This window comes from Adlercreutzia sp. ZJ138, from assembly GCF_011038935.1.
In the GTDB taxonomy this organism is placed as follows: Bacteria; Actinomycetota; Coriobacteriia; order Coriobacteriales; family Eggerthellaceae; genus ZJ141.
The window spans coordinates 1-11,974 of the sequence record NZ_JAAKEA010000006.1 but is presented as its reverse complement, the minus strand read 5'-3'; the positions used below and the strand labels follow the sequence as shown (position 1 = coordinate 11,974).

Genomic DNA, 11,974 nt, shown 5'->3' with positions numbered 1-11,974 from the left:
CCTTGTCTCGCTGCCTAGTTTTGGCGAGCGTCGAAATTGCCGATGAGTGCACGGGCGAAATCGTGCGCGTCGAAATCGCGCAGGTCGGACAGACCCTCACCCACGCCGATCTTCACGATAGGAAGCTGCAACTCGTGGCTGATGGCAAGTGCGATGCCACCTTTCGCTGTCCCATCGAGCTTCGTGACGATAAGCGCATCCAAGTCGAGCTCGCGATTGAACTCACGCGCCTGCGCAAGGCCATTCTGGCCCGTGGTGGCGTCGATGACCAGCACCGTGTAAACCGGCAGCTTCGAACGCTTGCGAACAACGTTTACCACCTTGCCCAACTCGCGCATGAGGTCAGCTGAGGTATGCAAGCGCCCAGCCGTGTCGATGAGCACCAGGTCGGCACCTGTTTCTTCCGCGCGTTCAATAGTGGCGTAGCACACACTCGCTGGATCGCTTCCCCGCTCGCGCGTGACCATTTCCACCTGCGCTCGGCGGGCCCACACCTCAAGTTGCTCGATAGCCGCAGCGCGGAATGTATCGGCACTACCGAGAATTACGTTGCGCCCCGCATCAGTGGCTTCCTTTGCCAACTTGCCCACCGTAGTGGTTTTACCCGTGCCGTTGATTCCCACAAACAGCACGAGTGCCGGCTCTCCACCGAAGACTTGCTCACCGCCCTCGCAGAACTGCGAGGCAATCTGGTCGTTCAGTAGATCGAGTACCGCATAGGCATCAGGCAGCGCCTTACGCGTTGCCTGATCGCGCAGGTTTTCTACCGCCTCACTTGCCGCCGCGCAACCGATGTCGGCCAAAATGAGCGTTTCCTCGAGCCCATCCCAGAATTCGTCGTCAACGTTGGGTCCACGGTCGAGCAGCACGTTCATTTGCTCGGTGAAGCGCTCGCGCGAGCGGGCCAAACCTTCGCTGATGCGATCAAAAAAACCCATGGAAAGCTCCTATCATGCACGTTTACCGCGCGCTAACCCATTCGTACAAACAGCGAAGCGCGCAGGCAAACCTTTGTCTTTCAACGCCGATAGTGTAGCGCAAACAGAGCGAGTCTTATGCCTGCGGCAAGCACGGCAATTATTCTACGGAATGAGCGATCGCGATTATGAGCGGTTTATTGCGCGCTACGCAGTGCCTGATCGAGCTTCTGACTAATCACCTTCGTCACACCGTCGGCCTGCATGGACACGCCGAACAGTACATCTGCCATCTCCATGGTGCGGCGCTGATGCGTGATCATAATAAGCTGCGTCGAATCGCGCAGGTTTTCCAGATACGCTGTCAATCGCCGCAGGTTGGAATCGTCAAGCGCCGCCTCAACCTCATCGAGAATATAAAACGGCGTGGCGCGGATGCGATACACCGCAAACAGCAGCGCCAGCGCCGTAAGCGACTTCTCGCCGCCCGACATGAGCATCATCTTAGTGATGCGCTTGCCGCGGGGCTGGGCGCTTACTTCAACGCCTGCAGGCTCGCCGTCGGAAGTGTCGCCAACAAGCGACAAATGCGCCGATCCACCGGGGAACAACACCGCGAATATTTCTTGGAAGTTCTGGTTTACCGCTTCATAGGTGCGCATGAAGTCGTCTTTCATGCGTTCATCGATAACCCGAACGATCTTCGCGAGTGTTCGGCGCGCGCCCTCCAGGTCGGCAAGCTGCGCAGCAAGATAGTCGTAGCGCTGACGCACCTGCTCGTATTCTTTGGCCGCATCGGGGTTGATGGTTCCCATGTTGGCAATGCGCCGACGTAGCTTGAATGCCGCTTCTTCCGCGCTACCACGGTCGGTAAGTTCAGGGGTTACCAGCGCGTGATCGAGCGGCGTGCCGCACTCTACTACTACGACGTTGACCGCCGTATCAACCTGCACCTCAAGACGACCCTTGTTCACCTTCGCCTCGGATAGCCGCGCGTTACAAGCGTCAAACGCATCGTGCGCGGCTTTCGCCTGAGCGCGAGCCGTATCAACTTGCCCGTGCAACCCCGACGAGACGTTTTGAGCAGCTTCGGCCGCTTCGGCGGCGCGACGCGCCCGCGCTCTCATAGCAGCGGCGAGCTCTTCAAGTGTGGCCAAAAGCGGCTCGATGCGCACCTGGGCCGTCGCCTTGCGCGCACACGTTGCGCGCGCAGCAACTTCGGCTTCGTCAATCCGCGCAATATCGTTGCGCCGCGCGTCAACCAAACGCGAAGTATAGGTTTCTCGCTCGGCAAGCGTCGCCGCGCGCAACTTCGCCTCGCCCAATGCGTCCCGCACTCGCGCGGCCGCTTTACGCAACGGCACGACCTCGGCTTGCGCTCGTTCGCTTGCGCGTGCACCATCTTCGGCGCGTTTCGTTGCATGGGCAAGCCGAGCTTCGAGCGACTCCACCGACGGCCGAGCCTGAGATACGGTCTTTTCCGCATCTTTGCGCTGGTGCTGCACGCTTTCGAATTCGCGCCTGACGGCACCGAGCTGCTCTTCAGCACGGCGTGCTTCATTGCGTGCCGACTCGGCGGCACCACGCCGCTCGGCAAGCTCTTGTGCGGCCTGTAAGCTTTCAACTTGTACGCGGCGAAGCGCCTCTTCTGCTTCCGACAGCGCAGCAGCGGCCTTGTCGCGCGTCTTTTCGGCCTCGGCACACGCAGCCCGTGCCTGGTCGAGCGCCCGCGCCCGAGAAAGCGCACCCTCTGCATCTGATAATGCTGCCGAACAGATGCTCACCTTCCCGTTTGGCCATACAACACAGCCGTCAAGGGTCGCAATGCGCAACCCGGCGCACTCTCTGCGTTCATGTGCCGCAAGCGCTGCGTCTACGCTGTCACACACCACTACATCACCCAGAAGCGCATCGAGCGCCTGCCGCAACTCTTGCGAACACGATACCTTGTCAGTGAGAGCCCATCCGCCGCATGCTGCAGCAGCCGCACGTGCATCACGCACGGTTCGCGCGCTATCGGCACGCGGCACCACAGAGACCTCGCCTTGCTGTTCGCTTGCCAAAACGCTGTGCGCAACGTCAAGCGCCGATACTGAATCATCCACAAACAGCGCCGCCACATCGGGGCCCAGCAGCGTTTCTACCAGCGCTTCTGTCCCTTCCGAAGCGCGAACAGCATGCGAGAGCGGCTGCATTGACCCCGGCAGGTCGCGCAAGCGTTCACGCACCCATGCATGCGCAGGGTTGCCAGCAACACTTGCTCGCTCAACTTCCTCGATTCCCCGCACTTCGGCTGCCACCGCCGCAGCGGCGTTGCGGGCGTCGTCAGCTGCGACCTGCGCCTTGTTGCGGGCGGCAAGAGCGCTCGCAACCGCGCTCCGCAGCTGAGCATCGCGTGAGTCGGCCTGCTCTCGGTCACGATCTGCTGCAGCACGCCTTTGCGCTGCACGTTCGGCGTCTTCCTGAGCGCGTTTAAGCTGCAGCTCGAGTTCTTTCCCTCGCGTTTCAACGAGCTTCATGTGAGCGATGCCACTGGAAAGCGTCTCTTGGGTTTCGGCAAGCTGCTTGCGAATGCTCTCGCGATCGCGTTCGGCTTCCTTTCGCTCGCGTTCGGCCTCGTCGGAGCGCTTCTCGAGCGCACGACGCTGCTCGGCGTTTGCCGCTTGGTCCTGCAAAAGTTTGGCCACCGAAGCATCGGCTTCAACACGCTCAGCAGAAACCCGGGCGAGTTGTTCGAGCGCGCGGCTAAGCTCGGTATCGGCATCGATCCGTTTCGCCTTGTCCGACTCCAATTGCACCCGCACATCGGCTTCGGCGCGTTGCGCCGCACGGCGCTTCTCGTGCAAAAGCAGCATCGCGCCGTCAAGCCGTTCAACCGCCGCATTCGCGCGACCGCCCGCACGTTCCAGCTCACCAGCATTGGCAGCATCAAGGCGCACCTGCTCCTGCAGCGCGCGCATGCGCTCATCGGCATCAGCAATGGCCACGCGATGACGCTCAAGCTCCTGCTCGATGTCGCGCTCGGTCGCACACGCTGCCTCCCAGGCTCGCTTGAGCGCCCGCAAATCGTCGACAGCAAGCGCAAGCGTTAACTCCGCCAGCTCGGCTGAAGCCGACTCGTAGGCCTTCGCACGCTTCGCCTTGCGCTCGAGCGGGCCCAACTGCCGCTCGACTTCGCGCACTACATCTTTCGCACGAGTCAAATGGATATCCATCTGCTGAAGTTTTCGTTCGCTTTTCGCCTTGCGCTGCTTGTGCTTCAGCACGCCAGCGGCCTCTTCAATAAGAGCCCGGCGGTCTTCGGGTTTCGACTGCAGAATAGAGTCGAGGCTTCCTTGACTGATGATGGAATGAGTGCCGGTACCCAAACCCGAATCGTGCAGGATGTCGAGCACGTCCATGCGCCGGGCTTGGCAACCGTTGATCAAGTACTCGCTTTCGCCGCTGCGGTACATGCGGCGCGTTATTGCAACCTCGTCGAACTCGACAGGAAGTGTGCCGTCGGAGTTGTCTAACACCAGGTCGACCTCTGCCAAGCCTGTTGCCTTGCGCGCCGACGAGCCCGCAAAGATGACATCTTCCATGGCTTGGCCGCGCAGATGCTTCGCGTTGCGTTCGCCAAGCACCCACAGCACAGCATCGGATATGTTCGATTTGCCCGACCCATTCGGCCCCACTACAGCAGTGATGCCCGGCTCGAGCGTGAGCACGCTGCGGTCGGCAAACGACTTGAAGCCTTTGAGAACCAGTGATTTCAGGTACACGGCTACTCCTGAGAGCGCTGCTTCGCCTGAGATTGCTCCTGTTTGCGGCGCGCCTTTTCCTCGGCCTTTGCGGCAGCAGCCGCCGCCTTTGCGGCAGCCTTTTCGGCCTTAACTGCATTCTTTTTCGCCTTAGCGGCCGCCTTTTCCTCTTCGCTCACGTAGAAACCGAAGAACTCGGATAGCTGAGCCAGCGTACTTTTGGCAGCTTGGCTTTCAGCCTCTTTCTTCGTGCGGCCCGTACCACGCGCCAGCCCCTGCGAACCAGCAAACACTTGCGCTACGAACGTGCGGTCGTGCGGCGGCCCCTGTGTTTCGACCAGCTTATACGTGGGAGTGATGCCGTCTTCCTGCAGTTTTTCTTGCAGCGCACTTTTGGGGTTTTCCGGTTCTTTGGCCATATCCACCGACATGCGGGGAATAAGCGTTCGTTCCACAAAAGCAAGGGCAGCATCCATACCGCCGTCCAGGTACAAGGCGGCAACCACAGCCTCGTACACGTTTTCAAGCGCCGAGTGCAAGCCGCGCTTGCCCGTGCCGGTTTCCGACGAGCCGAACACAATGATGTCAGCGAATCCCAGCCCCGCAGCGACGTCAGCCAAGCTCGCACCCGAAACGAGCGCCACTTTGATACGCGTCAGCCCTCCCTCGTCGAGATCGTGGAAGCGATCGAACGCAACCATAGCAACAATAGCGCCCAAAATGCTATCGCCAAGAAACTCCAAGCGTTCATAGGAATATTTCACCGGCTTGCCTTCGACAGCCGACGGGTGCGTGATCGCCGAAAGAAGCAGACTATCATCGTGAAAGCGATACTCCAAGACATCTTGCGCGCTGTTCAGTTTTTCGATTTGCTCATCAGTCAGATTCATATCGCACACGGGCTTTCATCGTCATAGGGGGCTTTCTCCTTCAAGAAAAAGCCCCCTCGTATCGTCTTTGCACGTACATACCATTGTACATGGTGGGCTAGTCGTCTCGTACCATTTGCTCGATTATTCCAGAAACGTCCGCACGCACGACGGCAGCCGACGTGAGCACGCCATTTTTGATGGCGGTAGCGTTTGACGAACCGTGCCCCACAATGCACGCACCTTTCACGCCAAGCAGCGGTGCGCCACCATACGTGTCGGGGCTCACACGGGCCTTCAGATCGGAAAGTCCGCCCTTAATAGCCAACGCCGCAAGCTTGGTTGCTAAGCTTGCGTATAGAACGCCTTTGATTTCCTTGAACAGCACTTTTGCCGTTCCTTCGATGGATTTCAAGCAGGCGTTGCCAGTAAACCCGTCAGCCACAATTACGTCGTAGGTACCAGCGAGCAAGTCGCCCCCTTCGGCGTTACCTGCAAAGTTCGGTACGCATTCGGCAAGTAGGCGGTGTGCCTCTTGAGCAAACTGCGACCCTTTCGTTTCTTCCGCTCCAATGTTGAGCAGCGCAGCCTTCGGATCGCGCACGCCTAAAACCTTTTCAGCATACACCGTTGCCATGTTCGCAAACTGCACCAAATACTCGGGCTTGCAGTCGGAGTTGGCACCAACGTCACACATGACCACCGGTTTTGCTGGTGACGGCAAAACCGTAGCAAGCGCCGGACGCGCCACACCCCTGATTCGCCCGATGACGAGCGTGCCGGCCGCAAGGCAGGCACCCGTTGACCCAGCGGAGAAAAAGCCGTGCGCAGCACCTTCCTTTACCAAGCGGCATCCAACCACGATCGAAGAATCTTTCTTGCGTCGAACGGCGTTTGCCGGATGCTCGGCCATGTCGATAACTTCAGTCGTCGCGCGCGCTTCGCAACGCTCATGCGAGCGTGCAAAGGGTTCAACTACCTCGGCCGGACCACAGAGCACAACGCTTAACGCCTCATCGGCGGCAAGCGCCTGAGCCACGCCGTCCAGTACGACGCCAGGCGCATTGTCGCCACCCATAGCATCGACAGATATCACAACCATGTCAGCCATCTCAATCCACTTCCTCACCGCGCAAGCCGCGCGCAAACGAACGCTGGTAAGATTCTTAGCAGCCGGAGCAAACAGAAAACCTCCCGGAAGGTGGAGCACATCCATCTGTCCGGGAGGTTGCTACGCAGATAATCTGCTCGTGAAGCGTTTACTCAGTCTCGATCACTTCACGATTCTTGTAGAAGCCGCAATTCGGGCACACGCGATGCGGAAGCTTCATCTCGCCACACTGCGGGCACACGGAACGCGAGGGAGCCGAGATGCGGTCGTGGATGCTACGGCGCGCATGGGTACGGGCGCGGCCCTGTCGTTGCTTAGGTACTGCCATGGTCTATCTCCTTCTCCACACCGGAGCAGCCCAAACTGCGCTCCGCTGATACTCCTGTAAACACGCGTAATGGTATATTAACAAAGGCCGCGAAGCGGTGCAAGTACTACACGCAACTTTCCCAAACATCACAGCAACTGCAAATTGTTGCTCCCTGTTGCTCCCTGTTGCCCCCCCAAGTCAAGCATGCAACTTGTTCGCGAGGAAGCTCTATTATCCGGAGAACTATCACGCTTGCCGCTGGAAAACGAGCGTGTACACATACGCCGTGTCGGTCTGTTCGAACTACTCGTAGAAAACATCCGACATCCGACCCATCCGACAATCAAGCCATCCGACATACCGTTCGGATTTTGGTAATTCCCAATTCGGATTTTGGTAAACGCTAAAGGAGTTCCAAGTGACCCAACCGTCAGTCAAGCCCCAAGGCTATCTTCCACGTCTTGTCGATGAACAGGTGTGACATTAGGGTCAGGGCATTTTGTCACGGGGGTGCGGACAAAATGACAATCAACCGGTGTTTAGTAATTAACGGAATAGCGCTCATTTTTTGGCGCTAGGAACATCTTCCTTGATAAAACATGATAAAACATGATAAAACATGATAAATGAAGACAGGAGAGCCCATGGATAACCTCTTTCACCCCAGCTTCGGAAGCCGCCCCGATCGTATTGTGGGCAGAGACGATGCCATTGAGCAATTCATCGAAGGCATCAAGCGTGAGCCCGGTCATCGCGATAGGGCAACTCTTATCCTTGGACAACGCGGAACAGGCAAAACAGCCTTGCTTCTCCAGCTCGCCGATGAGGCGAAAGCTCGAGGCTTCGTAGCAGCGCGCGTAACTTCAGGCGAAGACATGCTTGAAGAGATCATTGAGTCGATTCAACTTGCTGGGTCAGAATATATCTCAAAGAAGCAAACAAAGATAAAGGGGTTTTCAGCTGGAGCTCTTGGTTTTTCCCTTGGTCTTACCTTCTCTGAGGAAGTTCGCGAAAACTACGGATTCCGAACAAAGCTCACCCTCTTATGCGACCGGCTCGCAGAAAACGGGAAGGGGGTTATTCTGCTTGTAGACGAGGTTCAGCCCAACTCCGATGTCATGCGAACCCTTTCCTCCACCTATCAACACCTAGCCGGAGAAGGAAAGAATATCGCCATCGTCATGGCAGGCCTACCTCATGCTGTATCAGATGTATTGAACGATCGGGTGCTTACGTTCCTCAATCGGGCAAGGAAACTCCATCTTTCCCCATTGTCTTTAAGTGACATCATCGCGTACTACTCGGATGCCTTCCGAAGAGGGAACCGACTGATTACAGAAGACCAGATCAAGCGGCTTACCGAGGCCACTCGTGGCTTTCCTTATCTTCTGCAGCTTATTGGCTACTACGTTATGGAACTGAGTGCCAAAGGGGAAGCACTAACCGATGAAGGCGTCGAAAGCGCCATCAATGCGGCACAAGCAGAGCTGGAGGCCGATGTTTTCCAGCCAACACTCCATGAGCTCTCTCGTAAGGACATCGACGTGCTAACAACTATCGCCCGTCAAGGCGATGGGGCTGTATTGGTAAAAGACGTGCTTGAGGATTCCCAGCTTACCAATAGCTACTTTCAACAGTATCGCGCAAGGCTTTTAGCGTCCGGCGTTGTCGCGTCTCCGCGCAACGGAGAGCTTGTTATCACTGTTCCGTACCTGGCAGAGTATTTGAGAGGCGCCAACAAATAGAGCAGAAACAGCTTTTTGGAGCACGTATCGCGTAAACTAAGCGCATCACTTCGATAGCACCAAAGCGGCATCATGAACGATTGCTTCGTGCCACCCTACGACTCACAACACCGACGCACCATGAGAAACATTCTGTTGCCAAAAAGCGTCTCACATGGCGAAACGGGCATCTCGGCGTGAGAAAGCTTATATGTCTAGCCGATGAACGCCCCCAAAAGGTTAGCAGCCTGACGGTAGAAGAGCACGCGTGATTGTTCGACTACGGCTTCGGCAAAGCGCGGCATCCAGACCTTTGCGTGATCGGCCATGAACTGATTCCACGCCGCTTCGGGGCTTCCGCCAGGCAAATCGGCCGAAGTCACTACATCGCCGGGCTCTTCATCGGTATCTTCGCCTTCACCTTCGTCTTTATAAAGCGTGTCACCCTCTGTCTCGGCGGCATCTACAGCAGCTCGCAGAGCCAAATATTCCAGAAGCTCAAGTTCGGTCGCCACCGCATCGAGCGGCTCGTTGGTTCCCTCGGGACGACCCAGACCACACGCCTTACAGAAACGCTCAACTTCCATGGAGTGCGGGTTTACGAACAAAAGCGCCTGCACGCCGTCGTCAGCCGCACGCCACACGCCCTCATAAGGGCTCACCTCGGGCTTCGGCGCGCCCACGAACAGTCGCGTTGCCTCAACACGCAGCATCTTGTGTAGCTCAGCCGGGTCACACAGCGCTAAGTTGCCTTCGGTCGGCGCATCCGCTGTCGCCTCATCGGTCGACCACGCAAGCCCCAACGCTCCAGCAATCTCGTCAGCTGCCTCGTACCACTCACCCGATGCCACCACTTCGGCCAGCGTGTCCTCTGGGTAGCGCAGCGAGAGCGCCAACAGCTCGCACATGGCAGCACGGGCCTGCCAAGTATCTGCAGAAATGATCATTGAAGCCTCCTTCAAAGAAATAATTTGCGACAAGCGTATCACAACACATCGAACACAACCACACCCAGCGTCACACCGGGCTCAAACGGCGTGGGTAATTGACCATGGGATGCAGATACCCGCCAGACCCGACTCCTAGACATCCGAGACCCATGGGAACTATATTCTTCTGTAAGCCAGGCGCGCCTTAACCATAGTAAGAATATCGTCATCATCCATGCCCGCGCTTGAGCATGCACGGATCATATCATCGATAACAAGTTCAACAGGGCTATCGGTTAGGCGATTGGCACCAGCATTTCGCTGCTCTGCTACAAAAGTACCTCGACCCCTTCTCGTAGTTATGTACCCCTCACGCTCGAGATCCATATATGCACGATTCACCGTGTTATAGGAAATATCAAGGTCAACAGCCAAACTGCGTACGGTGGGAAGCTTCTCACCCTCGGCGAAAACACCCGTTCCAATAAGGTAGGCAACGCGATTCTTAACCTGAATCCACGTGGGCAGCCCGTTGTTGTAATCTATTTCGAATGATTGGAGGGGATTCATGGAAGCTCTTTCTAATCGTTTTATCGCTGATTCTATCGGATATCGAAAGCCCTTGTTGCCCCTCGTAATTCCCTCCACGAAACCAGCTAGTGTTGCGGTGAGCGTGAATGGTTAGGCTCCACAAAACCATCACTCATAGACGTGGGCACAGTAACCACTGAACCTTTGGACTTTTTCACCGTCTCGTACTGCATGAGCATGGCGCGAAGACGCATAGCCACCTCCGGGTCACCGTAAATATCGGCAGCTTCCTTCAACATCTCGGCGATGTCAGCTTCAGCCCCCACCACCGTCATGCGCGCGCTACGCTCACGGTCAGCCTGCGCCTCAAGACTCATCGCCTCCTGAAGTTCCTCGGGGATCACGATGTCGCGCACCTTCACGCTTATAATGTCAACGCCCCAGCCAGCAGTTTCCTTCTCAATATCGGCTTTTATTTCGGCGTCAAGCTGATCACGACGGAGCGCCACCTCGGCCACCGTCGAGCGACCCACAGCCTCGCGCATGGCCGTTTGAGCGAGAAATCCTACAGCAGAGTAGTAATCCTCAACCTCGGTACAGGCCTTTTCAGCATCCCATACCATCCAGAATAGCACTGCATCAATATTCACCGGCACGAGATCGGCAGTAAGCGTTTTCTCTGCATAGAAAGGGGATGCGATAGTACGCTGATCGATGCGAATGGTCCCATGCTCGATAACAGGCAACGTGAAGTAAAGACCAGGGCCCACTACTCGGTTCACCTTGCCAAAACGCAAAACGACCACTTTCTCCCACGAAAGCGCAATATGCGTAGAGGAGAGCACTATCAACGCCACGATCATCGCAAACAGAATAGCCGCGAAGCTGATACACCCCGCAGCTAGATACCATACCGCAAGCACTACGGCACATGTAGCGACAAACACGGCGATGCCGAAAATGAGCGTACCGTTTCGGGAAGACTTGCGCGGAACATAACTCGTGGCCGCGCGAACCTCGGCCTCCTTATCGGTTAGCTCATACGGCACGTCGATCTTTGTACGACGATTTCCTTTGGACATAACCAGACCTCCTACGCTGAAATCAACAATGCGGCCGCCAATTCGCCCATTGCACCGGACATCTGGGTGACGTCGTAGGCTCCCGCGGCTACAATACAGAAGCGCAATGCAAAGCCGCCTAGCAGTACCGCAGCAGCAATCCATACCAGCTGCGTTCGATAGTTCATACGAGACACAAAACGTTCCATTACGAAGGGAGCAACAAGGCCAACCGCAAAGACAATTCCCCAGAACCAGAGGCTAAGATCCCCTGTTACAAGTGCCCAAGCCACCGACGCCGTTCCGTTATCCGAAAGCCCCCAAGCAAGGTAGAACGCGAGGATAACAGCCTCCATTACAATCGCCACGCTGTCGATTCGTATCAGATTCATCAGCGGTCTCGTGACCGACTGACGCCCTTCTACAAAGGCCATTGACAAAAACACGCATGCTATTCCGCACGAGAGGGCAGACGTGGTGAATAGTATCGGGAGGAAAGCGGTCTGCCAAAACAAAACCGAAGCCAAACTGGAGAGAAGCACACCCGTATAAGCGATAGAAGCAAGGCCAGAAACTAGACCGATAAAAGAAGGCCCTTCGCGGTTTTTAGTGGGTAGCACAGGGTGTCAGCTGTGGGAAGTGTAGTTTTCCCAGGTTCAGGTAGATGATGGTCTTGAAGTACTCCAGGTTGCTGAACCCGCGGGCCTGTCTTTTGGCCGATTGGATGATTGAGTTCATACCCTCTAACACGGCATTGGTTAGCCTGTGGTCGAAGTAGT

General features: G+C 56.7%; 11 protein-coding genes. 1 reads left to right on the top strand and 10 read right to left on the bottom strand.

Features of this window, described 5'->3' with window-relative positions; all coding sequences use genetic code 11:
• Positions 1–14: 14 nt before the first annotated feature.
• The 5 genes from ftsY to rpmF form a co-directional block, all read right to left on the bottom strand.
• A complete protein-coding gene (gene ftsY, locus G7Y43_RS03880) occupies positions 15–938 on the bottom strand; it encodes a signal recognition particle-docking protein FtsY (protein WP_165044294.1) in 924 nt (307 codons plus the stop codon).
• A gap of 176 nt (positions 939–1,114) precedes the next feature.
• Positions 1,115–4,681 carry a chromosome segregation protein SMC gene (gene smc / locus G7Y43_RS03875; protein ID WP_165044292.1) on the bottom strand — a complete coding sequence of 1,189 codons (3,567 nt, stop codon included), beginning with the start codon at positions 4,679–4,681 and terminating at the stop codon, positions 1,115–1,117.
• 2 nt (positions 4,682–4,683) lie between these two features.
• Entirely contained in the window at positions 4,684–5,550 is an 867-nt protein-coding gene (gene rnc / locus G7Y43_RS03870; RefSeq protein ID WP_165044290.1) for a ribonuclease III, read from the bottom strand.
• A gap of 97 nt (positions 5,551–5,647) precedes the next feature.
• A complete protein-coding gene (gene plsX, locus G7Y43_RS03865) occupies positions 5,648–6,640 on the bottom strand; it encodes a phosphate acyltransferase PlsX (RefSeq protein WP_165044288.1) in 993 nt (330 codons plus the stop codon).
• Positions 6,641–6,788: 148 nt separating this feature from the next.
• The gene (gene rpmF / locus G7Y43_RS03860; RefSeq protein ID WP_165044286.1) at positions 6,789–6,968 is read right to left on the bottom strand and encodes a 50S ribosomal protein L32; all 180 of its coding nucleotides are present in this window, start codon (positions 6,966–6,968) and stop codon (positions 6,789–6,791) included.
• 626 nt (positions 6,969–7,594) lie between these two features.
• On the opposite strand from rpmF, the gene G7Y43_RS03855 reads away from it, so the two are divergent.
• A complete protein-coding gene (locus G7Y43_RS03855; RefSeq protein WP_165044284.1) occupies positions 7,595–8,695 on the top strand; it encodes an AAA family ATPase in 1,101 nt (366 codons plus the stop codon).
• A gap of 194 nt (positions 8,696–8,889) precedes the next feature.
• On the opposite strand, the gene G7Y43_RS03850 is transcribed toward G7Y43_RS03855, so the two are convergent.
• From G7Y43_RS03850 to G7Y43_RS03830, 5 genes are all read right to left on the bottom strand, one after another.
• Complete coding sequence (locus tag G7Y43_RS03850) at positions 8,890–9,621, bottom strand: molecular chaperone (protein ID WP_165044282.1); 732 nt, start codon at positions 9,619–9,621, stop codon at positions 8,890–8,892.
• Between the two features lie 159 nt (positions 9,622–9,780).
• Complete coding sequence (locus G7Y43_RS03845; protein WP_165044280.1) at positions 9,781–10,173, bottom strand: GntR family transcriptional regulator; 393 nt, start codon at positions 10,171–10,173, stop codon at positions 9,781–9,783.
• An 86-nt stretch (positions 10,174–10,259) separates the two neighbouring features.
• Complete coding sequence (locus tag G7Y43_RS03840; RefSeq protein WP_165044278.1) at positions 10,260–11,216, bottom strand: slipin family protein; 957 nt, start codon at positions 11,214–11,216, stop codon at positions 10,260–10,262.
• An 11-nt stretch (positions 11,217–11,227) separates the two neighbouring features.
• Positions 11,228–11,815 (bottom strand): NrfD/PsrC family molybdoenzyme membrane anchor subunit, encoded by a 588-nt coding sequence (gene nrfD, locus G7Y43_RS03835; RefSeq protein ID WP_165044276.1) that lies wholly within the window; start codon positions 11,813–11,815, stop codon positions 11,228–11,230.
• Positions 11,802–11,974 (bottom strand): transposase (locus G7Y43_RS03830; protein WP_165044274.1); only part of this gene is annotated, 173 nt, incomplete at its 5' end. The genes nrfD and G7Y43_RS03830, both read right to left, overlap by 14 nt.